We start from the raw sequence: 23633 nt of genomic DNA, 5'->3' as shown, positions 1-23633 counted from the left end.
CAAACCATCCAATTCTCCTGATCACCAACCGACCATTGCAGTACATTTATCCGATAAAAGAATATTCCCTAGCTAAACCATAATAATCATGTCAATTTCATTGGAAGGCAACCCAGCCCTCGTCTTAATAGATTTCCAAAAAGGATTCGAAGATATCAGTTATTGGGGTGGACAAAGGAACAACCCGGCTGCCGAAGCGAACGCAGCGAGGCTATTGCACTACTGGAGGGAAAACAACCTCCCTGTCATCCATATCCAACACTGCTCCTCCAATCCCGATTCCAGGCTGGCAGAAGGCCAGGAAGGCAATGAGATCAAAGATTTGGTGAAACCCTTAGCAGGTGAGCCGGTCATCAAAAAGAATGTCAACAGTGCTTTTATAGGAACCGACCTCAAACAACAATTAGACGATGCAGGGATCAGCCAACTGGTCATTGCCGGGCTTACGACTGACCATTGCGTTTCCACCACTACCCGGATGGCAGGCAACTACGGTTATGAAACTTTCCTGGTTGCCGATGCTTGTGCCACCTTTAATAAGGTTGGTGCAGACGGACAAAACTATCCTGCTGAACTGATCCATGATACCGCATTGGCCAGCTTGCATAATGAATTTGCCATTGTAATGAACACAGATGAACTCATCGACAAACTGAAGGGATAACTATTTCAAACCAACCATCCGTATGAAAAGATTAATACCCCTGCTCCTGCTTATCTCCTGTTCGGCGCTAAGGGCGCAGGATAAAAAGGTTGAGGTAATGACCCTGGGGTGTTTCCATTTCAATTTTCCCAACCTTGATGTACAGCAGGTCAGTAAAAACGACCAGATCGATGTCCTGGAACCCAAATACCAGAAAGAGATTGTACAAATTGCAGAAAAAATAGCGAGGTTCAAACCAACGGTGATCGTTATTGAAAGGTTTGTTTCGGAACAACATGTCACTGATTCTACCCTTAACCAATACGTTCAGGGGAAGTACTCACTCAAAAGGGATGAAGCAGAACAAATAGGATTCAGGCTGGCCAGTCAGCTGGGCATCAAAACACTGTATTGCGTAGATGAATGGGGAAACTTTACGGAACGGATCAATGGTATCCTGAATGGACAGGACAGTTTGGAAGCCACCCGGTTCGAAAATTATTTCAACCATAACCCCGATTCTTCCAAAAGATTCATCCAACCCAGGATCTTTAAAACAAAAGGCATCCTGCCTGCCCTCGTACAGGCCAATGATGAAACAACTATTAAAAAAGACATGGGCAATTACCTGATCGGGCTCTTTAAGTATGAATCCAAAGAGCGGGATTTTACCGGTGTTGATTTTGAAACAGGGAGGTGGTTCAGCAGGAACCTGAAAATCTTCCGTAACATCCAGCGGATAGCGGTCCAACCAACGGACAGGATCCTCGTCATTTATGGCGCTGGACACCTCACCCTTTTGAATTACTTCTTCGAATGCTCTCCCGAATACCAGCTAGCCAGGACCAATGACTACCTCCGGTAGGCTTCCTTCAATGCTACGACAAATGGGGAAATATCAACCCATCCCAGGAAAAGGAGCCAGCCAACCATCAATGACGGTACAAGCATCCAAAAATTGGGGTATCTTAAAAGCCGGAAATCGACCATGAACCGCAACATCCAAATACTTCTGGCAATAGCTGCCTTGAGCTGTTCCTTTACAACCAGCGCCCAAAAAATGAGCCCGGAAGCCTATCTCGACACAGGAAGGTATATCTGGCAAACCTATGTCCCCAAATCGGGTCAGGCGAAGACCGTTCAGGGGGAATTGCTCAGGGCCATTGAAAAACTGGCTGACGAGGCCCAACGTAATGGTAACATTAATTTCAATGCCAACTGCCATACCATCCTGATCGCCTACCTGAGGAAGCACCTGGTGAACGACCAACTTTTTCCACCCGAAACCATTGAGCAGATCAAAAAGGACCTGGATACCCTTTCTAAGGAAAATGAGCCCTACCTGGAAGAAGACCTCTATGACCGGTTAAGGGAGCGGATCATCGATTGGTACTGAAAGAACAAGACCCCCATCCCGCATAAGGAAAATCCCCAATTGCACTGCTGACACCATATCCTGCCTGCATAGGCCCGAATAAGAAATAATCCTATATTGGGAATGACAAGGCTACTGTTTCCGGAAAGACCAGTAAAGACAGGGTTTCATTTAACCGTGGAGCATTGGATAGGATTTCGGAAAAGCAGCATTGCCATTTAAGAGCCTTCGATAATATCACCAAAACCATGAGCGGAGAAAAAGACCTTAGCCTATTGCTGAAAGGACTTGAACCCAAACAGGTAGCCGGGGACTATGTCTTCTGTACCCTTGCCGAAACCGGCAATCTGCAGTTCGAAGACATCATCATGTACTTCAGGGAAGAAGAAGGGCATACCTTCATCATCCATAAGGAGCTGGCAGACAAGCTGGGGCTTGCCTATAGCTATATTGCCGCATGGATCACCATTACCATCCATTCCTCCCTGGAAGCAGTGGGATTAACAGCAGCCTTCGCCACTGCGCTCAGTAAGGAAGGCATCAGCTGCAATGTGGTAGCGGCCTATTATCACGACCATATTTTTGTGCACCATAATGATGTGGAGAAAGCGATGGAAGTGTTGAGGAAACTATCGGGAAGATGAAGAGAGAAAAGAGCATCGGGGTCCCCTTCGGGAGACCCCGCTGAGGTGTGATTTTTTCTTCCCCAGCAGGGTCTCCCGGAGGGGACCCTGATGAACTGACGAACTACCAGACAGGAGCAACCGAAAACGGGTATGGCAACCTATAACAAACCTAACCTTATCATATGCCAAAGATGTCCCTCCTCCTATTCACCTGGCTACTGGCAATAGCCGTAAATGGACAAACCAAAAGCCAAAAGACCATCCTGGGCATATTCGCACATCCCGATGACGAAAACATGATCGGGCCAGTCCTGGCCAAATATGCACGGGAAGGGTACCAGGTGCAGGTCATCATCGCAACAGACGGTAAATACTCCCCGAAGGCGACCAATATACCCGAAGGGGATTCCTTGGGTAGGATTCGCAGGCAGGAGACCATTTGCGCCTGCCAGGCACTGGGAATACTTCCCCCGATCTATTTAGGAATCGACAGGCTCGACACCCGGAACGGCGTCCGTCCCTACCTGAATGGTCGCAAACAATTCCTAAAAGAGCTGCAACAGCATATTACCCGGATTGATCCTGACGCCATCATCACCTTCGGTCCCGATGGGGAATACGGCCACCCGGAACATATAGTCGTCGGTGCGGCGACAACCGAGATCCTGCTAAGGGAAGGGTGGGTAGACAAATACCCGCTATACTTTCTTGGCTGGAAAAAGGAACAGGTAACAGATGACGAAGACCTGGGCTATGTTGATGCACAGTACCTGCAGGTAGCCGTCAGGTATTCGGATGAGGATGCCTCCCGGGCCATAGCTGCCGAAAAATGCTACAAGTCGCAGAAGACAGCAGCAGAAATGGAAGCGCTAAAGGAACTACTGACCAGTGAAAAGGAGAAAAGTATCTATTTCAGGAAGTTCACGGCACCGGCCAATCAAAAGATGAAGAACGGATTCTTTTAGTTCAGGCTATTTATTCTATACTTTCTACCCCATCAGGGTCTCCCGGGAGGGGCTAGCGTGTACCCATACCTTCACCCCATCAGGGTCTCCCGAAGGGGACCCTGATGAATAGAATAACTATCAAATAAAGAACTAAAGAAGGAAGTTGTGGTATCCAATAGGCCTGGAATCAAATTGTATTATCCTCCCTATGATTCAGGATATTTAAATAAAATATCACACCTAGTCCACATACAAAATGATCGCATTTCAACTATTATGGGAAGACTGAAACAACTCATACAATCCCCCCGCAAAGTCCTGTTAATAGACGGACTGGGTGCCACCCTCACTATGACCTTGCTATTTTTGGTCGTCCTGCCCTTCCGTGGGTATTTTGGATTACCCCAGACCGTTATCCTGGGGCTTGCGTTCATAGGATTGATCTTTGCTATCTATTCCTTCGGTTGTTACTTCTTCACTAACCCTTCTTCGGCCAGGTTGTTGATACCCGTTATCATTGGCAATACCACCTATTGTTTGGTATCATTGGGGATAGTCATCCGCTATATTGGCCAGCTTACCTTGCTGGGCACTATCTATTTTTTGGTGGAAATAGTGGTGGTGGGGATAGTGGTTTACCTTGAATGGCTCACGGTGAAGGAAGGAATGCGGGGAGATGGAGATGAACAGGATTAATTTTTCAGAATATTTTTTCTTCCTCATCAGGGTCTACCGAAGGGGACCCTGATGAATAGTAGGTTACAAATTCAGTGGGGACGCTCGAAAAATTCCACTAGGTGCAAACAGATTAAATATCCCCGTTGTCCCCCGTTGTGTCTTATGACCAACGGGTAGTTGGAAGATCAGATTAGGTGTTGGTTGGATAAATTATTTCGTCTTTATACATCGGGGTCCCCTTCGGGAGACCCCGATGGGGTTTAAAGCGAGCGAGCTGGATAGTGAGCGAAACTGGATTGGCTAAAGCCGATCCCGAACGACTGGTCTTACCCAAAGCCCCAACCCTTCTCCTGCGTCGAAGGGTTGGCTTTTTCTTTGCACACACATGAGCGAGCGAGCTCGCATGTGTGTGAAAAGAAAAAGCCCCAAACCACTTTCGTGGTTTGGGGCTTTGTGCCCAGGACTGGATTCGAACCAGCACACCTCGCGGCGCCGCCACCTGAAGACGGTGCGTCTACCAATTTCGCCACCTGGGCATTCGTTAATTGCTTAACGGGGTGCAAATATACGAAGCAAATTATTCGCACCAAGAGTTGCTACATATTTTTTTATTTCTCAACCAAGCCGCGTTTCCAACCCAAGGCCACCACGCCTGCCACTACCAAAATAGTCCCCACTACCTGCGGCCAGTGGATGGTCTCCCCCAGGAATACCCAGGCCTGTAAGATCGTAGAGATCGGACCGATACTCGATATGATCGCCACATTATTGGCCCCGATTCGTTGGGTACCCGCCGACACCATGAAGGAGGGCAGTACCGTTGCGATCACCCCCAGCATTAACCCATAACCCCATTGTGTCCCGGTGATGCTAATGGCTGCTGTATCTACCTTCAGCAAAAAGTGCAGGAATACCCCGGCCGTTGCCGATAACATGGCATAGGCGGTGAACCTCGTCACGCCCACCTGCGGGATCATCCGGCCGCTTCCTGCGATATAGATCGCGTAGGTGATGCTGCAGGCAAAGACCCATAGGCTTCCTTCCACAAAACCTTTACCTGCACCCGCCAGTTCGATCTCCCCCACATACGCAAAAAGGATCCCCGCATAGGTCAGGGCCAGGGCAAAACGCTGGGTCCTTGACAATCGCTGCCCAAATACAAAATGATTGATCAGGGCCGTAAAGGTGGGGTAAAGGAAAAGGATCAGCCGCTCCAAACCGGCCGTGATGTATTGCAATCCAATAAAGTCGAATAGACTACTCAGGTAATAGCCCATTAATCCCAGTACTATCACCTTCAGCCATTGTTGCCGCGTAAGGGGTGTAAGCTCCTTGCCCCTTGTCATCCACACGGCCCCGAGATAAAAAGGAAGGGCAAACAACATCCTCAGGGCCAGCAATACCACCACATCCACATGGGTATCCCGGAAAGCCAGTTTTACCATAACGGCTTTCGTAGAAAAGAGGATAGCCCCTGAAAGGGTGAGCAGCAGTCCTGCGAGGGTGACCTGTTGACGGGTAGTGGTTGCCATATAGGAGCAAAATGGCCCTGGCATTTGCCCGGGCCATGTTCACAATTGTTGTTATTATTTCGGTTATACGCTTACGTTAAAGTCACGCAGCGCGTCATTCAAGCTGGTCTTGAGGTCGGTACTGGGCTTGCGCTGGCCAATGATCAGCGCGCAACTCACATTGTACTCGCCTGCAGGGAATTTCTTGGCATAGGTTCCGGGGATCACCACGCTCCTGGCCGGCACCCTTCCCTTGTATTCAATGGGCTCAGGACCACTCACGTCAATGATCTTGGTGCTCTGGGTCAGCACTACATTGGCGCCCAGCACGGCTTCCTTCTCTACCCTTACGCCTTCCACCACAATACAACGGGAACCGATGAAGCAGCCGTCTTCAATGATCACAGGAGCGGCCTGCAAGGGTTCCAGCACACCGCCGATACCCACACCACCACTTAGGTGTACACCCTTGCCGATCTGTGCACAACTGCCAACAGTTGCCCAGGTATCTACCATGGTACCTTCATCTACATAGGCACCGATATTCACATAGCTGGGCATCAGCACCACATTCCTCGCGATGAATGCGCCATAACGGGCAACCGCATGCGGAACGGCACGTACACCCAGTGCTTCGTAGCCTTTCTTTAGTTCCATCTTATCGTAGAACTCAAACGGGGGAAGGTCCCAGGTCTTCATGGTCTGGATACCAAAGTACATAAGGATGGCCTGCTTCACCCATTCGTTCACCACCCAGCCATCCCCTTCCGGGCTAGCCACACGGAGGCGGCCCTTATCCACTTCTTCTATCACGGCACGCACGGCGTGACGATAGTTGTTCTCTTTTAATAATTCCCGGTTGGCCCAGGCTTCCTGTATCGATTGCTGTAAAGACATTGCGAAAAATTTTCGCTAAAATACAGAAGCCCTTCCAATGAAGGGCTTCAAAAAAATTGATGAGGGATAGATATTACAATATCTTGATGCCGACACTCAACTGCCATCCTTTGTTCTGCCAGGGATTGCTCACCTCGGCAGTATTGATATCGTTAAGGTTGGTGAAATAACGGCCACTGAAGCGGAAGGCGCCAATATTGACCTGGGCACCGCCCACCAGGGATACCGCACCATTCTTGAATGCGTCTTCGCCATTCTCAAAAAGGTTCTTATCGCTGTTCATAAGGATACCGAATTGTGGGCCTGCATTCAGGCTCAGCCAATCGGTCAGCCGGTAACCCAGCAACACAGGGATTGACAGGTAATTCAGTTTCACTTTGGTTTCATTGGATCCGGGAAGGGCATTGTTGAAAATGTCTTCGAAGTCGGTTCCCGTTTGGGTGGTGTACTGGTTGAACATCACTTCCGGCTGAAGCAGCCATTTCTTGCCGAGGCCGATCTCTGCAAAACCGCCAAGGTTATAGCCATAATTGAATTCTTCGCTCATGGCTTTACCATCTACCTTGGTGATATTGGCGCCGCCTTTGATACCCAGGTGGAAACCTTGTGCCTTTACGCAGGTGCTGCCGAGCAAGAGGAGCAGCATGCCCATTAGAGTAGTCTTCATATTGCGTTGGTTTTGCTTATTATTTCCCAACTGTTATGCCAACACGAAAATGGCGATGTTAATTGTATCGTAAATAGTTGGTGTTCTTTTCGCCACGAAGACACTAAGGCTCGAAGCAACACGAAGACGTCTTAGTGCATCTTAGTGTCTTCGTGCCTTCGTGGCCTAAACAATTACCCCACCAACTCCAGCACCGTGATCTCAGGAAGGATCCCCACCCTGCCCGGATAGCCGATGAAACCGAAGCCACGGTTCACATAGAGCCTCTGCCTGCCGTTCTCATACAATCCCGCCCATTGCTTGTACATGTATTGTACAGGGCTCCAGCGGATGCCTGGTAATTCCACACCGAACTGCATGCCATGCGTATGGCCACTCAGCGTAAGGTCTATATCGGTATAGCCTAACCGAACTTCCGCATCCCAGTGACTGGGGTCATGGCTCATCAGTATCTTGAAGGGATGGTGTTGCGCGCCTTCGTAGGCTTCCTTCAATTTACCGTACTTGGGGAAATTGCCTTTGGCACTCCAGTTCTCAATACCCAGCAAGGCGATCTGGTGGCCATCGCGATCCAGCACTACATGTTCGTTCATCAGCAAGCGCCAGCCCATTTCTTCGTGTACCTTTTTCAGGGCCTCGAGGTTGGCCATCTTTTCTTCCTTTGAACCCCACTGGTAATAGTCGCCATAATCGTGGTTACCCAACGTACTGTACACCCCCATGGGCGCCTTCAGTTTACTGAAGAGTTCTTTGTACTCATCCATCTCTACTGCCCGGTCATTCACCAGGTCGCCGGTAAAGAGAATGAGGTCGGGTTCCAGGTCCAGGATCTTCCGGATACCCTTTTCCACGGCCAATTTATCCGTAAAGCTCCCTGAATGGATATCGCTGATATGCACCACTTTCAACCCATGGAAATTGGCAGGGAGGTTGGGGAAGCTCAACTGCTTTTTCTTGACCTGGTAATTGTATTTATTGGTAAAGCCATAGAGCAAAGAGCCAAACAAGGTTCCGCCTGCAGCAAAGCCCATCCAGCTGAGGAAGGTGGAACGGGTGATACCATCCGAACTTTCGGAGACAGGTACAGATGGATTGCTATACAGTTTCCCTACTGTCCACATCATCCCCCTTCTCACATCATCCACCACCAGGAAGATCACCGCGATGAGCTTGGCAAAGAACAGGCCTACCACCGTAGCGAACAGGTAGGTCCTCAAGGCCTTGGGGATATTCGCATTCTGCAGGTAAGGAAGGGCGATAAGGGTAATAATGGTGAAGACCGAAACCACCCAGTACAAGGTGTGCACAATGGTCCGGGTCTTATTGGCCATGGGTTGGGTAACATGCTTCAGGGCCTGGAAGATATAGGTATCCAGGACCAGCAAAATGAAAATGATCACCCAAAGAAAACCGGTACGTCGCATAAGAATAGGTCTTAGAAATGGATAAATTCCTCCAACTGGTGGTCGATGGCCTGGAGGGTCAGCTCATCTTTGATGGTGCCATCCACATTCAGGATGACATGCACTACCGAGATCGGCAGTTTATTGGGGTGCACCACCACCTTTAAATAATTCAGGATACCGGTCAGGTGTTCCATGCCCCGCAGGTTGCCTGCCCTTCCTGTTGACACCCCTACCAGCAGGGCCTTCTTTCCCCACCAGGTCGGCTGGATATCGCTGCTGTCCATGAGGCATTTCAGGACCCCCGGGATGCTGCCATTGTATTCCGGGGTTACAAAGATGAACTTTTGGGTGGGTACCAGGATGCTTTTTTCCAGTTCCACCAGGTCAGGGTTGCGGGAGGTCACCTCCAGTCCTTCCAGTGACACCAAGTTGGCTTCTATCCCTTTCCTGGACAGCAATTGCCTGTACTGTTCCGCGATCTTGATGGTATTACTTCCTTTTCTATTGGTACCGGAAATGATCGTATACATGCCGAATAAATTCTGATTGTAAAATTCTGTGATTCATTAACACCACCCAAGTCGCTTTGTTCCCTGATTTTTAAAGGGAAACGTTATTTTTGCTGTCCTTAGCTTCAAAAGGACACACACATGATGCAATTCACTTATTATGGACATGCCTGTTTTTCCGTGACCATCAACGGGAAACACCTGCTTTTCGACCCGTTCATCACCTATAATGAACTGGCTAAGCAGGTAGATGTCAACAGTGTACCGGCCGACTATATCCTGGTATCCCATGGCCATGCCGACCATATCGCGGATTGTATTGCCATTGCCCAGCGCACAGGTGCAAAAGTGATCACCAATTGGGAGATCCATGAGTGGTTGAATAAGAATGGGGTAACCAATACCCATCCCATGAATACCGGCGGCAGCTGGAATTTTGGTGATTTCCGGGTAAAATGCGTGGTGGCCCAGCACAGCAGCGGCCTGCCCGATGGCAGCTATGGCGGCAACCCCATGGGCTTCATCGTGTATTCCGATGCCGGCAATTTCTACTACAGTGGCGATACCGCCCTGACCCTGGATATGCAGTTGATTCCCCGGTGGGCAAAACTTAATTTTGCCGTTCTGCCAATTGGCGACAACTTTACCATGGATGCTGCCGATGCCCTGGCCTGCGCTGAAATGATCCAGTGCCAACAGGTGATCGGCGTCCACTATGATACCTTCGGCTTTATCAAGATCGACCATGAGCAGGCCATTAAGACCTTTGCTGATGGCGGCAGGAAGCTGACCCTGGTAACCATTGGCGGAAGCATCACTATTTGATCCGAACCCTGAAAACCAATAGAAAGAGGAACTCATTTATGGCTAGAATCATTGGCGTAGCAAATCAGAAAGGTGGTGTAGGCAAAACCACCACTGCCATTAACCTGGCAGCCAGTTTTGCCGTGCTCGAATACCGCACCCTGCTGGTAGATGCTGACCCACAGGCAAACAGCACTACGGGCGTGGGCTTCGACCTGCATAATATTACCCAGAGCCTTTACGATTGCATGGTGAATGCCACGCCGATCAAGGATGTGATCCTGAAAACTGATATCCCGCACCTGGATGTGGTTCCCTCCCATATCGACCTGGTGGGTGCCGAGATCGAAATGATCAATTACCCCAACCGCGAAACGGTTCTGCAGGGTATCCTGGCACCGGTACAGGACGAATATGATTTTATCATCATAGATTGCTCCCCTTCACTGGGCCTGATCACGGTGAATGCGCTGACTGCAGCCAATTCCGTGATCGTTCCGGTTCAAACGGAATTCTTCGCCTTGGAAGGTCTGGGTAAACTGCTCAATACCATCAAGATCGTCCAGAACAGGCTGAACCCCAACTTGCAGATCGAGGGCATCCTGATGACCATGTACGATGGCCGTCTCCGCTTGTGCAACCAGGTGGTGAACGAGGTAAGGCGCCATTTCGACGAACTGGTTTTCAATACCATTGTCCATAGGAACACCCGTATCAGTGAAGCGCCATCTGTGGGTAAGCCGGTCATCCTTTACGATGCCTACAGCAAGGGCTCTGTCAACTACCTGAACCTGGCCAAGGAGATATTGCAGAAGAACAATATGACCAAGATCAACCAGGAAGACCGGGTATTTGAGACCGAAGGCGAAGGCGATAAGGAAGAAATGGAAGAAAATTGATTCACACTGGAAGATGGACAATAGTGGACAAGAATTTACCCGGCAACGGGAAGGTTCACCAATGACCATTCACCTTTTACGATAGACCACATGAACAACCCCAATAAAAAAGAAGCGTTAGGAAAAGGAATCCGTTCCTTGTTGCAGAATATTGATGCTGACCTGAAGAATACTTCCGGCCAGTTGAAGCCGCAGGTGGTGGAAGCCGCTACCGGCATCATGCGTATCCCGATCGACCAGATCGAGACCAACCCCAAGCAGCCCCGTCATCATTTTGATGAGACCGCCCTGAATGAACTGGCTGCCTCTATCAAGCTGCATGATATCATCCAGCCCATCACTGTTTCCAAGCTGCCTACCGGCAAATACAGGCTGATCTCCGGTGAAAGGAGGTATAGGGCATCCAAGATCGCCGGGCTGAAAGATATTCCCGCCTATATCCGCCAGGCCAATGACCAGCAGTTGCTGGAACTGGCCCTGCTGGAGAACCTGCAACGCGAAGACCTCAATGCCATAGAAGTGGCGCTGAGCTATAAGCGGATGATGGACGAACTCAACCATACCCAGGAACAGGTGGCTGAAAGGATGGGCAAGGAAAGGAGCACGGTCGCGAATTATATCCGCTTGTTGAAACTCCCGCCTGATATCCAGGTGGCCGTCCGCAATGGCGATATCAGTATGGGGCATGCCAGGGCATTGATCAATGTGGATGTGGTGGACAAGCAGCTCTATATCTTCAATGAGATCAGGTCGAAGGGGCTGTCGGTTCGCCAAACCGAAGAACTGGTAAGAAAAGTGTACAAAGAAGGCGGCAACGCTGTTAAAAATGCTGCAAAATCCAGTTTACCGCCCGCCTATAAGAAAATAGAAGATAATTTAGCGTCGCATTTTAGCACCCGGGTGAAGCTGAACCATAACAAGAAAGGTCATGGTAGCATCACTTTTGATTATTATTCCATCCAGGAACTCAACAAGTTACTGGAAGCCATGGGTGTTACGGCTAATTAAGCATGAGGCGATTTCTCTTCACCATCATTCTGCTGACAGGGTGCTTCCTGGCTTCCCTGGCGCAACAGGACAGTAGTGTACGCACTTCTCCTGCTGCAACAGCAACTATTGCCCCAATGGATACCGCTGTAAAGAAGCCCCATTCCCCGAAGAAAGCCGCCATACGCTCAGCGATCCTTCCCGGATGGGGGCAGGCCTATAACCGTAAATACTGGAAGATCCCCATCGTTTATACAGCGCTAGGGATCACGGGCTACCTTATCTACGATAATATCCAGACCTATAACGAGGTGAACTTTGCTTATAAGGTGCTGGTGAACAACGATACGGCCAACTATGAAAATGTAGCGGATTACCTGAAGCCCTTTGTAAAGGCAGGTGCGGAGAACTCGCTCAGCAATTACAGGGCCGAATACCGGAAAAATATTGACTACTCTGTCCTCTTCTTTTTATTATTCTGGGGATTGAACGTATTGGACGCATCTGTTGATGCGCACCTCAAGGACTTTGATGTCAGCCCCAACCTCAGCATGCGCATCAAGCCCATGATCCCGGCTACCCCATCGGGTGGTAATATGGCGGGCATAGGGCTCGTCTTCGACATCCACAAGGCCAAACCCAGGCAGGTCGTGACTTTCACGAGATAATTCTGGGGCCACGAAGGCTCTAAGACACCAAGTATCACGAAGGGCTTTGGGCATTGTGGAAGAAGTCTTCCTTTTAAATGGAGTATATTGCGGATGGAAAATAGCAGAAACATGAAAATTGCACTGATTGGTTATGGTAAAATGGGTAAGGCCATTGAAACCATTGCCCTGGAAAGAGGCCATGAGATCGTTTTGAGGATCGATATCACCAATGCCCATGAATTCACCCGTGAAAACCTTGTCCTGGCAGATGTGGCCATTGAGTTCACCAGTCCGCACAGTGCATTCGCCAACGTTAAGCAATTGCTGGAATGGGGCGTACCCGTGGTTTGCGGTTCTACCGGCTGGCTCGATCAATTCGAGGAGGTGAAAACCATTTGCAAGGACCAGCAGGGTGCTTTTCTCTATGCATCCAATTATAGTGTAGGCGTGAACATTTTCTTCGAGCTGAACAAAAGGCTGGCAGAGCTGATGGCCCCGCATGGCACTTATGAAGTGAGCATGGAGGAGATCCACCATACCGAAAAGAAGGACGCCCCCAGCGGTACGGCCGTAACCCTTGCCGAACAGATCCTGGCCACATTGGGCAGGAAGAAGACCTGGGTGAACCATATCAGCGACAATCCGGAGGAACTCGAGATCATCAGCGAAAGGATCGACCCGGCGCCCGGTACCCATAAGGTAAAATACCATTCCGCCATTGACGATATCGAGATCATCCACACGGCCCATAACCGCACCGGCTTTGCCACCGGGGCCGTATTGGCAGCGGAATACATCCGCAACAAGAAAGGTATTTTCAGTATGAAGGATGTGCTTGGATTTTAATTAAAAAGCCAGGCCTAAGTTTTGTATCATTGTCAGAGAAGAATTGCTAAGCCATGTTATCGAAAAAGAGCCAGTATGGGTTTAAGGCCCTTGTTTATCTTGCCCAGCATGCAGCATCCGGACCGGTATTGATCTCCGATATCGCCGAGAAAAAGAATATACCGCTCAAGTTCCTGGAAAGCATCCTGCTGGACCTGCGCAAGGCCGGCTTGCTGGAAAGCAAGAAAGGTAAGGGTGGCGGTTATTTCTTCGCCATTCCACCCAACCAGATCAAACTATCTACAGTAATGCGGTTGCTGGATGGACCCATTGCCCTTCTCCCCTGCGTTAGTATGAACTTCTATAAAAAATGTGAGGACTGCGATGAGGTGACTTGTGGCCTGAACCATGTAATGGCTGAGGTTCGTGATGCCAGCCTGGCTATCCTGGAAAACAAGACCGTTGCTGACCTTGCTTTCAGTTCCTGAACATGCAAACCATCCGCATCGAAATATGGGGTAAGGTACAAGGTGTCAGCTATCGATACTATTGCTGCCAGCATGCCCGCTCCCTGATGGTGACAGGCCTTGTCCGGAACCTTGACAATGGGAATGTGGAAGTGATCGCTTCCGGCACCAATGAGCAACTGGATGAACTGGTGCAATGGTGCAAAAAAGGCCCCCTCCTGGCTAAGGTTACCCAAATCGATATCACTGCAATGCCCTTACAGGATTTTCCTGAGTTTTCCATCCAGCGTTGATCCAACACCTCACTCCTCTTCCAGCAAGGTATTGATCGTCTCTTCAAACTCCTGCTTGTATTTCGTATAATGTTCACCGGTACCCGGGCCAAAGAAACCGCCATGGATTTTTTTCACCCTGCCGTCCTTACCGATGAAGATGGTGCTGGGAAAGGATTTGATGGGGGTCAGCTGCGGTAGGGTTTTTTCTGTCCGGAGTGTATCGGAACTGGTAACCCCCGTAATGAGCATGGGGTACTGCACATCAAAGCGCTGCTGGAATTTCTTCAGGCTATTGCGGGAACGAATGGGGTCTGTGCTGTACTCGTAGGCAAGGGAGACCATTTCTACGCCCCGCTTTTTGTTCTTTTTGTAATAGTCGCTCAGGTAATTGGTCTCATCCATACAGTTAGGACACCAGGATCCCATCAGTTGCACCACTACCACCTTATTACGGAATCGTCCATCGTTGATGCCTACCATTTTACCGTCCAGGTCAGGGAAACGGAAGTCTAGCCTGTCCTGGCCGGGCTTCAGGAAAATGGAAACAGCATCCATGGACAGATTGGCCGTATCATTACGGACCGCGCTAAAGGACTCGGTGAATACCGGGCCGGAATAGAATACGCCGCCTTCAATGCGGTCACCTTTCCATGCCGCCTCGAAACGATAGGCATGGCTGCCGTCGAAAGTGGAGAGGAAGATGCTATCACCGGTGGTAACCCCATCGAGGTAACGATAGTCGCCGGTTGGGGTGAGAATACTGCCCGTTAGCTGAGTACCTTTTGAGGACAGTTCGGCTATGGCTGGTCGTGAGGTTCCGTTCTTGCGGATGAAACTCATCTCCCACCTGCCGTTGAGCCCTGCCCCATCGATGCCTTTCTGGGAGAATCGGGATTCATTACCCGGACGGGCTTCAAATGGCATCACCACATCGGCGCCTGTAGTCCCCTTCACCCAGATGCCTTTCAGGGATCCGTCGGCCTGACGGGCAAGCTTAAACGAAGATTCGAAAAAAGGCATATCGATGAATACGGAATCACCGCTGGTCTTAACTGACCTCACCTCCAAACGTTCTTCCGCGTTATGGACGCGGATAAAGGGCTGCTTCTTTTCATATCGCAGGTCGAAGTTGAAAACGATATGATGGCCGTCCTCCCGCAACAATTGTGCCTTCCACATACCAGTGGCCAGTTGCTGTGCACTTGTTTGGGAGAAAGAAAAACCGATCAGCAGGGCGGATAAAATTCCTTTACGCATAGTCTATTGATGTGATGGACAAAAATAGGGAATGGAAGGATGTGGAAATGTGAAAATCTGCCTACGCTGAAGCTTCGGCAGACAAGGTGTGGCCTTTACACTTTTCTCCCCATCAGGGTCTCCCGCAGGGGACCCTGATGAATAGTTGGATGAGAATTTATTGGGGACTCTTGAAGAGTACCACTATGGATAAAAATGTTTAACACCCCCGACGCCCCCGTTGTGTCTTATGACCAACGGGTGGTTGGAAGAACTATTGAGCGATTGGATGCAATGATTATTTCGGCGATTATACATCAGGGTCCCCTTCGGGAGACCCTGCTGAGGTTAGAGAGTACCACTATGAGGTGAAAATGCTTAACACCCCCGACGCCCCCGTTGTGTCTTATGACCAACAGGTGATTGGAAGAACTATTGAGCGATTGGATGCAATGATTATTTCGGCGATTATACATCAGGGTCCCCTTCGGGAGCCCCTGCTGAGGTTAGCATGTATACACTCATTAAACACCTTGAGATTGCTATAGGTTGACGTCTACAAGCTGTTGGTGATAACACCCAACAGCGGCGCAGGATTGAATTGCATCGCACATTTCATTCCATCGGGGTCCCCTTCGGGAGACCCTGCTGAGGTAATAATGCGGGCACAAAAAAGCCTTCGCGCTAGCGAAGGCCGTATTCCGTATAAATAATGGTTGGCGTAAAATTTCATGTCCACACCGTGCCCTCGTAGCGAAGCGGAGGGGGTGTTCACATTTCCACACCGTGCCCTCGTAGCGAAGCGGAGGGGGTGTCCACATCTTCTCATCCTCCCCTCCTCTCAGCCTTCCTTCAAATTCACCAGCATATCCGCCGTCATCCTGTCGAGGTCGTAATCGTGCTTCCAACCCCAGTCGCTGCGGGCAACGCTGTCATCGATGCTCTGTGGCCAGCTGTCGGCAATGGCCTGGCGGTAATCGGGTTCGTAGCTGATGGAGAAACCGGGAATGTGTTTTTGGATACTGGAAGCGATCTCAGCAGGTGAAAAACTCATGGCTGCGATATTATAGGAGGTACGAACAGAGATCTTATCAGCCGGTGCTTCCATCAGTTCGATCGTAGCCCTGATGGCATCGGGCATATACATCATGGGCAGGTAGGTATCCTCTTTCAGGAAGCACTTGTACTGGCCTTCTTCCAGGGCATCGTGGTAGATCTCCACGGCATAATCCGTGGTGCCACCGCCCGGAGCAGACTTATAACTGATCAGTCCCGGATAGCGAAGGCTCCTCACATCCACCCCGTAACGGTGGTTATAATAATTACACCAGAACTCACCAGCATACTTGCTGATGCCATACACGGTGGTGGGTTCGATGACCGTTTGCTGCGGACACATTTGCTTGGGGGAAGTGGGACCAAAAACAGCGATGGAGGAAGGCCAGTACACCTTGGTCAGTTTTTCTTCCCTCGCGATATCCAATACATTCAGGAGGCTCTGCATGTTCAGGTGCCAGGCCAGGTTGGGGTTCTTCTCACCGGTAGCGGAAAGAATGGCCGCCAGCAGGTAGATCTGCGTAATGTTCTGGCGGATCACCTGCACATGGAGCATCTCCTTGTTCAGGGCGTCGAGGGACACATAGGGTCCCGTGCCCTTCAACAGGTCATTCTCTTCCCGCAGGTCGGAAGCGACCACATTATTGTTACCGTAGATCTTGCGCAGGGCCAGGGTCAATTCAACACCGATCTGTCCGCAGGCACCGATCACCAGGATTTTTTCTCTCATCATAATAGCACGCATTTTGGGGACTGCAAACCTAAGTTGAAAATGCGGGAATTGAAAAAACCGCTATGCCGAAAATGTATAATACAGGCGATTCAATCGTGTGCGTAAATGTTTATCCTTAGGCCAGTGGACTCTTTTTCGCATTGGCTACCCTGTTAGTCCCCGATACCGGTTAGCGGTCCCAATTTATCCGCTCCGGCGGGTCCTTTGCAGTGGAAACTTCCTGAAAGCCTATAATGCGTAATTTTGTGGGATGGAACAATTTCTGAAAGACCTCTTTAAGAGGCAGACCTATGACGAGAATAGTTTTTTCCTGATAGCCGGACCATGTGTGATCGAGAGTGAAGAGCTTTTGATGGAAGTGGCTGACAAGGTGAAGACCATTTGCCATAACCTGGGCATTCCCTATATCTTTAAATCTTCTTACCGCAAGGCCAACAGGACCAGTGCCAGCTCTTTCACGGGGCTGGGTGATGAACTGGGTCTGGGCCTGCTGCAGAAGGCCGGCCAGGCCTTCCACCTGCCTACCACCACTGATATCCACGCCCATGATGAAGCAGCACCCGCGGCCCGGTATGCCGACGTGTTGCAGATCCCGGCCTTCCTTTGCCGCCAGACCGACCTGCTGGTAGCAGCTGCCGAGACCGGCAAGGTGATCAATGTGAAGAAGGGACAGTTCCTCAGCGGCCCGGCCATGAAGTTTGCCGTTGAAAAGATCCGCAAAGCGGGCAATGACAAGATCATTCTTACTGAAAGAGGCACCACCTTTGGTTACCAGGACCTGGTAGTGGACTACCGCAATATTCCCTGGATGAAGGCCCATGGTGTACCAGTGGTGATGGATTGTACCCATAGCCTTCAGCAGCCTAACCAAACCAGCGGTGTAACAGGGGGTAATCCCCAACTGATCGGCACCATCGCCAAGGCAGCCATTGCCTCCGGTGCCGATGGCCTGTTCATCGAAACCCACCCGGATCCCTCCAAAGCCCTCAGCGATGGCGCCAACATGCTCCACCTCGACAAGTTGGAAGGACTCCTGCAAGAACTGGTAAGGATCAGAAAAGCAGTCCTGTAAGACCAATTGCATTTTAAGGCAGCTAAGGCGCGCTAAAAGCAAAAGTCATTGGCGTGCCTATGCTCCTTTGGTAGCCAACATGTTCCGGGGTCAGCCAAAATGCAATGGCCCTGGCACCAAAACACTGTTAAATTACCCTTGCCCGGGCGATGGCCTGTACCCCCAACGGGCTTTTTCCTTAGCTTAGGATGACCACCCTTGTCCCAATGGTCATAATAATGCCCATTGGACACCGGAACAAGCAGCTATATTATTATTTTTACCCATTAATAGCCGGAACCTGAAAAGAGCGCTTTCCATACTGGGTTACATACTCCTATCCTTACTGGTCCTGATACTGGTAGTGTTCCTGCTTTTACAGACCGGCCCGGTACAGAACTTCCTCATCCACCAGGCAGGCAACCGCCTTTCAAAGGCGCTGAATACAGAGGTGAGGGTATCCCGCATTGACCTGGCCTTTTTCAATAAACTTGAACTGGAAGGCACACTGGTGCGCGACCGCAACAAGGACACGCTGTTGTATGCGGGTGCGCTGAAAGTGAATATCACCGACTGGTTCTTCCTCAAGGATAAGATCGAACTGAAATACATCGGGCTGGAGAATACGGTGGTCTACCTCCACCGCCGCGATTCCGTATGGAATTACCAGTTCCTGGTAGACTATTTTTCGAGCCCCACCCCCAGCAAGAAGGATAAACAGCCTATTGAACTTTCTTTACGAACCGTTGACCTGAAGAATATCCGGCTTTTGCAGGAAGACGAGTGGCGGGGAGAAAACCTTGGCCTTTCCCTCGGTTCATTGCACCTCAACACCAAGACCTTCGACCTGAAAAAGAAGGAGATCCTGATAGAAGAACTGGCATTGGTGGAACCGGTTTTCTCGATTTATAATTACGATGGCAGGAGGCCCCCAAGGGCACCAAGGCCGCCTTCCCCCATTCCACCGAATGATCCCAGGAACCTGCGCTGGAATGCCGGCAAGTGGAAGCTGGCCATCAACCTGATGACCATCAGGAATGGCTCTTTCCGCAATGACCTGCAGACCGACAGGGAACCCTACTATTTCTTTGATGGTGCGCATTTCCAGTGGGCAAGTATCAATAGCCGGTTTGAAAAGGTAAGACTGGAGAACGATACCATCAGCGGCAATATCAATATTGCGACAAAGGAACGTAGCGGCTTTGAGGTAAAGCAACTCAAGGCTAACCTGCGCTGGCATCCGGAGGCCATGGAATTCCATAAACTGGATATCCGGACCAACAAGAGCAGGCTCAAGAAGTTCTTTGCCATGCGGTACAAGACCTTCGATGATATGTCGGACTTTCTAAATAAAGTAACCCTTGAAGGCGATATGGAAGAAGCCATTATCGATAGTGACGATATAGCTTATTTCGCGCCGGAAATGGCCAACTGGAAAAAGCGTTTAACCATCACCGGTATTGTGAAAGGCCCCATCAGCAACCTCTCCAGTAAGAACATCATGGCCAAGGCCGGACAGGGAACGGTACTGCAGGGAGACTTTGCCCTTCGCGGACTTCCTGATATTGACCAGACCTTCCTGGACTGTGAAGTAAGAGCGTTCCATACCACTTACGAGGATGCCTTACGGATCATCCCTGAACTGAAAGACATCAAAACCCCTAGGCTGGACAAACTTCAGTATGTAAACTTTAAAGGCAACTTTACCGGTTTCATCAAGGACTTCGTTACCTATGGTACCATTGAAACGGCACTGGGCACCCTCATCACAGATGTGAACATGAAGTTTCCTGACAAGGGATCACCGATCTACAGTGGTAATATCAGTACCAATCCCTTTGACCTGGGCAGTTTCATCGACAATAGCCAGTTGGGGAAATTCGCATTCGAAGGAAGCGTGAAGGGAAAGGGCTTCACCCTGAAAACCCTCGATGCCCAGCTGAAGGGTATTGTGCCTTATTTTGAATACAATGGCCATAGTTATAACGATATTGCCGTGGATGGTAAAGTGGCCAATAAACTCTTCAATGGTAACCTTGTCGTGAATGATGCTTTCCTGGAAGGCAAGCTCAAGGGCCTGGTAGACCTGTCAGGGAAAGTGCCCCGCTTCGATTTCAATGCCCTGATCAATAATGCCAACCTTCGCAACCTGAACTTCTCCAGGGATGAGATCGACTTTGCAGGAACCTTTGACATCAATTTCGTAGGGGATAAGATCGACAACTTCCTGGGTTCGGCAAGGGTATCCAATGCGTCCATTTTCAAGAATGGCCAGCGCATCAGTTTTGACTCGCTATACATCGAGTCATCCAGGATCAATGCCACCAACAAGACCATTACTGTCAAGAGCAATGAATTCGAAGGAGTGCTGGCAGGGGAATTCAATATCAGTTCCCTTCCCGATGCCTTCCAGACCTTCCTGAACAGGTATTACCCCAGTTATATCAGGGCCTCATCGCGCAAGACCAGCAATAATTTCAGTTTCTTCATCACCACCAGGAAAGTGGATGACTACCTCGACCTCCTGGACAAGAACCTAAAAGGATTCAATTACGCAACCATCAATGGAAGGGTCAACAATAAGGAGAACATATTTGACCTGGATGCAGAAATCCCCCAGTTCGGGTACAAGAACCTGGCCGTATATGACCTGAAGTTCCAGGGAAGGGGCAACTACGATTCCCTTTCCGTAGCTACGGATATCGGTGATATCTATATCAATGACAGCCTGCATTTCCCCGATTCCCACCTGGATATCCGGTCGAGCAATGATATTTCGCAGGTGAACATCAGCACCAGTGCCAGCCAGACATTGAACAGGGCCAATATCTCAGGCGAAGTGCAGACCCTCAAGAATGGTGTGCGCATCATGTTCAATCCCTCCAGTTTTGATATCAATAAGAAAGAATGGGTGATAGACCAGGGAGGGGAACTTATCCTGACCAAAGAACTGGTGACCAGCGACGGGTTGAGAATCTACAGCGGCGACCAGGAGATCAAGATCAGTTCCGTTCCTTCAGCCATTGGCAGGGGCAACGACCTGAAGATCGATCTGCAAAAGATCAATATCGGCGACTTCACCCCCTTCTTCGTAAAGACCAACAGGATAGAAGGCTTGTTGTCGGGAAATATTGAAGTGATCGATCCATTCAATAACCTACAGGTTGAAGTAGCCGCCAAGGCAGAACAGTTCAGGCTCGATAATGATTCCATCGGCGTATTGGACCTTAACAGCACTTTCTCCCAGAAATCAGGAAGGGTGAGCTTCAAGGCTGTTTCCGTTAACAAGGATTACAATTTCGACCTCGCCGGTTTGGTCAATACCAAGGATACCCTGAATGAAGAGATCAATATCGTCACCAGGTTCGAAGAGACCCGGATCAACCTACTGCAGCAATACCTGGGTGGTATCTTCAGCAAGATGAATGGCTATGCCAATGGCACCCTTCAGATCGTTGGGAAGTCGAGCAGTTTGCGCTACCTGGGTTCTGCCACCCTTCATGATGCTGGGATGATGGTGGATTATACCAAGGTCTATTACAAGATCCCCAAGGCAACCATCGAATTCAAGGATGGCCTGATCGATTTCGGCAAGATCGAGATCCAGGATACGCTGGGCAATAAAGGGGAGATCACGGAAGGCAAGCTCTACCATAACGCGTTCAAGGATATGGCATTTGACTTCAGGGTAAAAACCAATAAAATGCTGTTGCTGAACACGACCAATATAGACAACAAACTATTTTATGGAACCGTGATCGGAAAGGCCGAACTCTCCTTCTCAGGGCCTATGGATGATATGGAAATGGCCATCAGCGGGGAACCCACTGCGGCATCCACGGTATACCTGGCCACGTCATCAGGAAGGGAGAGCGCAGAGGCCGACTTTATCGTTTGGAAGGAATATGGTAAGGAAATGGAGACCTATCGTCCCTACTCCCAGGAAAGCAAGCTGACCATGACCATGGATATTACCGCCAACCCCCTTGCCGATGTATACATGATCATCGACGAGAAGACCGGTGATGTGATCAATGCCAAGGGTAGTGGCAAATTGAAAATGCGGGTAGGCACCACCGATGACCTTACCCTGAGCGGTCGTTATGAGATAGAGAGTGGCCAGTATAATTTCAACCTGCAATCACTGAAGAAGAACTTTATCCTCTTACCCGGCAGGAACAATTCCATCACCTGGAATGGTGATCCGTATGAGGCCATCCTAAAGATCGATGCCTTGTATGAAGCGGATAATGCCAAGTTCAGTGACCTGATGGCCACCGGTATCAGCAGTGAGGATGTGAAACGATTCAGGGGTACTGTATATGTGGTGGCCAGTATCACCGACAGGCTTACCCAACCAAGGATCTCCTTCCAGATCGAACTGCCGCAGAACAGTCCGCTGAAGAACAATGCAGAGGCGCTGGGCCTGCTGACCATTATCCAGAAAGATGAGAACGAGTTGAACAAGCAGGTTTCCTACCTGATCCTGTTGAATACTTTCGGACCGCTCTCCACATCCGGCAATGCGGGTAGCGGAAGCACAGTAGGCAGTGCAGCCTTTGAGAGCCTGGTGATCAGCAGTATCTCGGGTTTGGTTTCCACAGTGCTGACCAATGAATTATCGAAGGCATTCCAGAAGATCTTCAATGACAAGAGTCTTAAAGTCAACCTTGACGCCTCGTTTTATAGTGGCACCAATATCACCGGCCAGACTTCGGGCTTCAACCTACCCGACCGTACCAATGTGAACCTGAAAGTGGCCAAGAGTTATATGAATGAGCGATTGACCTTTGTAGTGGGAAGCGCGATTGATTTCGGGATCAGTGCAGCGCAATCCTCTACCTTCCAGTTCCTGCCAGATGTGACGGCGGAATATAAACTGACCCCTGATGGCAAGTTCAGGGTAACCTTCTTCTACCGTAACAACTGGAGCTATATTGCCCAGAATGCCCTGGCCCGCTCGGGTATCAGCCTGGCCTATCGTCGCGATTTCGATAAGATAAACGAGATCCTCAGGCGAAAGAAAAAGAAGGCGAACAAGGGAAAAGAAGGACCACCGGTCACAGATTCCATCCCGCAGGACGGGAGTAATTGATTAGACTTTTTTATAACGCTTTGCCTGACTTAGCTTTAGCATCGGCAGGCGAAGGAATCGTGAAGGACGCAAAGGAAAACAATGCTTTGCGTTCTTGTTATTCCCCATCAAGGACTCCTGAAAGAGACCCTGATGGGGTTAAGGAGTTGTTGGTGATAACACACAACAGTAGCTCAGCATATAATTGCATCGCTACAATCAACGGCGCAGATCACTTATACCCGCCCCCGTTATGTCTTATGACCAACGGGTAGTTGAAAGATTAGCTTAACTGTTGGATGCATTAATATTTCGCC

General features: G+C 49.8%; 22 protein-coding genes and 1 tRNA gene. 15 read left to right on the top strand and 8 right to left on the bottom strand.

Annotated elements, in window-relative coordinates; translation table 11 throughout:
* Window positions 1-88: 88 nt before the first annotated feature.
* The 6 genes from KJS94_RS02605 to KJS94_RS02580 all read left to right on the top strand — a co-directional run bounded on the left by KJS94_RS02605 (window position 89) and on the right by KJS94_RS02580 (window position 4287).
* Window positions 89-664, top strand: coding sequence for a cysteine hydrolase family protein (locus KJS94_RS02605; RefSeq protein ID WP_214447193.1), 576 nt, complete (start codon window positions 89-91; stop codon window positions 662-664).
* Between the two features lie 22 nt (window positions 665-686).
* Entirely contained in the window at window positions 687-1508 is an 822-nt protein-coding gene (locus KJS94_RS02600) for a DUF5694 domain-containing protein (protein WP_214447192.1), read from the top strand.
* 123 nt (window positions 1509-1631) lie between these two features.
* The gene (locus KJS94_RS02595; RefSeq protein WP_214447191.1) at window positions 1632-2039 is read left to right on the top strand and encodes a hypothetical protein; all 408 of its coding nucleotides are present in this window, start codon (window positions 1632-1634) and stop codon (window positions 2037-2039) included.
* Between the two features lie 164 nt (window positions 2040-2203).
* Window positions 2204-2662, top strand: a complete 459-nt coding sequence (locus tag KJS94_RS02590) for an ACT domain-containing protein (protein WP_239804264.1) — start codon at window positions 2204-2206, stop codon at window positions 2660-2662.
* A gap of 164 nt (window positions 2663-2826) precedes the next feature.
* The gene (locus tag KJS94_RS02585; protein ID WP_214447189.1) at window positions 2827-3609 is read left to right on the top strand and encodes a PIG-L family deacetylase; all 783 of its coding nucleotides are present in this window, start codon (window positions 2827-2829) and stop codon (window positions 3607-3609) included.
* 258 nt (window positions 3610-3867) lie between these two features.
* Window positions 3868-4287, top strand: coding sequence for a hypothetical protein (locus KJS94_RS02580; protein WP_214447188.1), 420 nt, complete (start codon window positions 3868-3870; stop codon window positions 4285-4287).
* Between the two features lie 436 nt (window positions 4288-4723).
* Here KJS94_RS02580 and KJS94_RS02575 read toward each other — a convergent pair.
* The 6 genes from KJS94_RS02575 to KJS94_RS02550 all read right to left on the bottom strand — a co-directional run bounded on the left by KJS94_RS02575 (window position 4724) and on the right by KJS94_RS02550 (window position 9280).
* A tRNA-Leu gene (locus KJS94_RS02575) sits at window positions 4724-4805 on the bottom strand.
* Between the two features lie 72 nt (window positions 4806-4877).
* On the bottom strand, window positions 4878-5801 hold the full coding sequence (locus KJS94_RS02570; protein ID WP_214447187.1) for a DMT family transporter: 924 nt from the start codon (window positions 5799-5801) through the stop codon (window positions 4878-4880).
* A gap of 63 nt (window positions 5802-5864) precedes the next feature.
* Window positions 5865-6677 carry a 2,3,4,5-tetrahydropyridine-2,6-dicarboxylate N-succinyltransferase gene (locus KJS94_RS02565; protein WP_214447186.1) on the bottom strand — a complete coding sequence of 271 codons (813 nt, stop codon included), beginning with the start codon at window positions 6675-6677 and terminating at the stop codon, window positions 5865-5867.
* Window positions 6678-6750: 73 nt separating this feature from the next.
* A complete protein-coding gene (locus tag KJS94_RS02560) occupies window positions 6751-7344 on the bottom strand; it encodes a porin family protein (RefSeq protein WP_214447185.1) in 594 nt (197 codons plus the stop codon).
* Window positions 7345-7517: 173 nt separating this feature from the next.
* Window positions 7518-8768, bottom strand: a complete 1251-nt coding sequence (locus KJS94_RS02555; protein WP_214447184.1) for a metallophosphoesterase — start codon at window positions 8766-8768, stop codon at window positions 7518-7520.
* A gap of 11 nt (window positions 8769-8779) precedes the next feature.
* Window positions 8780-9280, bottom strand: coding sequence for an NADPH-dependent FMN reductase (locus KJS94_RS02550; protein WP_214447183.1), 501 nt, complete (start codon window positions 9278-9280; stop codon window positions 8780-8782).
* A 120-nt stretch (window positions 9281-9400) separates the two neighbouring features.
* Here KJS94_RS02550 and KJS94_RS02545 point away from each other — a divergent pair, with 120 nt between their 5' ends.
* From KJS94_RS02545 to KJS94_RS02515, 7 genes are all read left to right on the top strand, one after another.
* Window positions 9401-10084, top strand: coding sequence for a metal-dependent hydrolase (locus tag KJS94_RS02545; protein ID WP_239804263.1), 684 nt, complete (start codon window positions 9401-9403; stop codon window positions 10082-10084).
* A gap of 38 nt (window positions 10085-10122) precedes the next feature.
* The gene (locus tag KJS94_RS02540; protein WP_214447182.1) at window positions 10123-10962 is read left to right on the top strand and encodes a ParA family protein; all 840 of its coding nucleotides are present in this window, start codon (window positions 10123-10125) and stop codon (window positions 10960-10962) included.
* A gap of 90 nt (window positions 10963-11052) precedes the next feature.
* On the top strand, window positions 11053-11970 hold the full coding sequence (locus KJS94_RS02535) for a ParB/RepB/Spo0J family partition protein (RefSeq protein WP_214447181.1): 918 nt from the start codon (window positions 11053-11055) through the stop codon (window positions 11968-11970).
* Window positions 11971-11972: 2 nt separating this feature from the next.
* Window positions 11973-12617, top strand: a complete 645-nt coding sequence (locus KJS94_RS02530; RefSeq protein ID WP_214447180.1) for a DUF5683 domain-containing protein — start codon at window positions 11973-11975, stop codon at window positions 12615-12617.
* A 111-nt stretch (window positions 12618-12728) separates the two neighbouring features.
* The gene (gene dapB / locus KJS94_RS02525; protein WP_214447179.1) at window positions 12729-13445 is read left to right on the top strand and encodes a 4-hydroxy-tetrahydrodipicolinate reductase; all 717 of its coding nucleotides are present in this window, start codon (window positions 12729-12731) and stop codon (window positions 13443-13445) included.
* A 53-nt stretch (window positions 13446-13498) separates the two neighbouring features.
* Window positions 13499-13912 (top strand): RrF2 family transcriptional regulator, encoded by a 414-nt coding sequence (locus KJS94_RS02520; protein WP_214447178.1) that lies wholly within the window; start codon window positions 13499-13501, stop codon window positions 13910-13912.
* 2 nt (window positions 13913-13914) lie between these two features.
* On the top strand, window positions 13915-14184 hold the full coding sequence (locus KJS94_RS02515) for an acylphosphatase (protein WP_214447177.1): 270 nt from the start codon (window positions 13915-13917) through the stop codon (window positions 14182-14184).
* A 9-nt stretch (window positions 14185-14193) separates the two neighbouring features.
* Here the strand turns inward: KJS94_RS02515 and KJS94_RS02510 are convergent, their stop codons facing one another.
* Window positions 14194-15423, bottom strand: a complete 1230-nt coding sequence (locus tag KJS94_RS02510; protein WP_239804262.1) for a peroxiredoxin family protein — start codon at window positions 15421-15423, stop codon at window positions 14194-14196.
* A gap of 820 nt (window positions 15424-16243) precedes the next feature.
* Window positions 16244-17191 (bottom strand): L-threonine 3-dehydrogenase, encoded by a 948-nt coding sequence (locus tag KJS94_RS02505; RefSeq protein ID WP_214447176.1) that lies wholly within the window; start codon window positions 17189-17191, stop codon window positions 16244-16246.
* Between the two features lie 250 nt (window positions 17192-17441).
* On the opposite strand from KJS94_RS02505, the gene kdsA reads away from it, so the two are divergent.
* Both kdsA and KJS94_RS02495 read left to right on the top strand, forming a co-directional pair.
* A complete protein-coding gene (kdsA, locus tag KJS94_RS02500) occupies window positions 17442-18263 on the top strand; it encodes a 3-deoxy-8-phosphooctulonate synthase (protein WP_214447175.1) in 822 nt (273 codons plus the stop codon).
* A gap of 343 nt (window positions 18264-18606) precedes the next feature.
* Window positions 18607-23337 (top strand): translocation/assembly module TamB domain-containing protein, encoded by a 4731-nt coding sequence (locus KJS94_RS02495; RefSeq protein WP_214447174.1) that lies wholly within the window; start codon window positions 18607-18609, stop codon window positions 23335-23337.
* Window positions 23338-23633 lie beyond the last annotated feature (296 nt).

The sequence above is a fragment of the Flavihumibacter rivuli genome, assembly GCF_018595685.2.
Taxonomy (GTDB): domain Bacteria; phylum Bacteroidota; class Bacteroidia; order Chitinophagales; family Chitinophagaceae; genus Flavihumibacter; species Flavihumibacter rivuli.
The sequence above is the reverse complement of the archived record's forward strand: the minus strand, read 5'-3'. Positions and strand labels throughout refer to the sequence as shown.

What these genes read in the sequence shown, in the direction of transcription:
- KJS94_RS02600 (WP_214447192.1), top strand. Translation starts at nt 687, where the DNA reads ATGAAAAGATTAATACCCCTGCTCCTGCTTATCTCCTGTTCGGCGCTA.
- KJS94_RS02595 (WP_214447191.1), top strand. Translation starts at nt 1,632, where the DNA reads ATGAACCGCAACATCCAAATACTTCTGGCAATAGCTGCCTTGAGCTGT.
- KJS94_RS02570 (WP_214447187.1), bottom strand. Translation starts at nt 5,801, where the DNA reads ATGGCAACCACTACCCGTCAACAGGTCACCCTCGCAGGACTGCTGCTC.
- KJS94_RS02530 (WP_214447180.1), top strand. Translation starts at nt 11,973, where the DNA reads ATGAGGCGATTTCTCTTCACCATCATTCTGCTGACAGGGTGCTTCCTG.
- KJS94_RS02535 (WP_214447181.1), top strand. Translation starts at nt 11,053, where the DNA reads ATGAACAACCCCAATAAAAAAGAAGCGTTAGGAAAAGGAATCCGTTCC.
- KJS94_RS02605 (WP_214447193.1), top strand. Translation starts at nt 89, where the DNA reads ATGTCAATTTCATTGGAAGGCAACCCAGCCCTCGTCTTAATAGATTTC.
- KJS94_RS02520 (WP_214447178.1), top strand. Translation starts at nt 13,499, where the DNA reads ATGTTATCGAAAAAGAGCCAGTATGGGTTTAAGGCCCTTGTTTATCTT.
- KJS94_RS02505 (WP_214447176.1), bottom strand. Translation starts at nt 17,191, where the DNA reads ATGATGAGAGAAAAAATCCTGGTGATCGGTGCCTGCGGACAGATCGGT.
- KJS94_RS02550 (WP_214447183.1), bottom strand. Translation starts at nt 9,280, where the DNA reads ATGTATACGATCATTTCCGGTACCAATAGAAAAGGAAGTAATACCATC.
- KJS94_RS02585 (WP_214447189.1), top strand. Translation starts at nt 2,827, where the DNA reads ATGCCAAAGATGTCCCTCCTCCTATTCACCTGGCTACTGGCAATAGCC.
- kdsA (WP_214447175.1), top strand. Translation starts at nt 17,442, where the DNA reads ATGGAACAATTTCTGAAAGACCTCTTTAAGAGGCAGACCTATGACGAG.
- KJS94_RS02580 (WP_214447188.1), top strand. Translation starts at nt 3,868, where the DNA reads ATGGGAAGACTGAAACAACTCATACAATCCCCCCGCAAAGTCCTGTTA.
- KJS94_RS02560 (WP_214447185.1), bottom strand. Translation starts at nt 7,344, where the DNA reads ATGAAGACTACTCTAATGGGCATGCTGCTCCTCTTGCTCGGCAGCACC.
- KJS94_RS02555 (WP_214447184.1), bottom strand. Translation starts at nt 8,768, where the DNA reads ATGCGACGTACCGGTTTTCTTTGGGTGATCATTTTCATTTTGCTGGTC.
- KJS94_RS02540 (WP_214447182.1), top strand. Translation starts at nt 10,123, where the DNA reads ATGGCTAGAATCATTGGCGTAGCAAATCAGAAAGGTGGTGTAGGCAAA.
- KJS94_RS02545 (WP_239804263.1), top strand. Translation starts at nt 9,401, where the DNA reads ATGATGCAATTCACTTATTATGGACATGCCTGTTTTTCCGTGACCATC.
- KJS94_RS02565 (WP_214447186.1), bottom strand. Translation starts at nt 6,677, where the DNA reads ATGTCTTTACAGCAATCGATACAGGAAGCCTGGGCCAACCGGGAATTA.
- dapB (WP_214447179.1), top strand. Translation starts at nt 12,729, where the DNA reads ATGAAAATTGCACTGATTGGTTATGGTAAAATGGGTAAGGCCATTGAA.
- KJS94_RS02510 (WP_239804262.1), bottom strand. Translation starts at nt 15,423, where the DNA reads ATGCGTAAAGGAATTTTATCCGCCCTGCTGATCGGTTTTTCTTTCTCC.
- KJS94_RS02515 (WP_214447177.1), top strand. Translation starts at nt 13,915, where the DNA reads ATGCAAACCATCCGCATCGAAATATGGGGTAAGGTACAAGGTGTCAGC.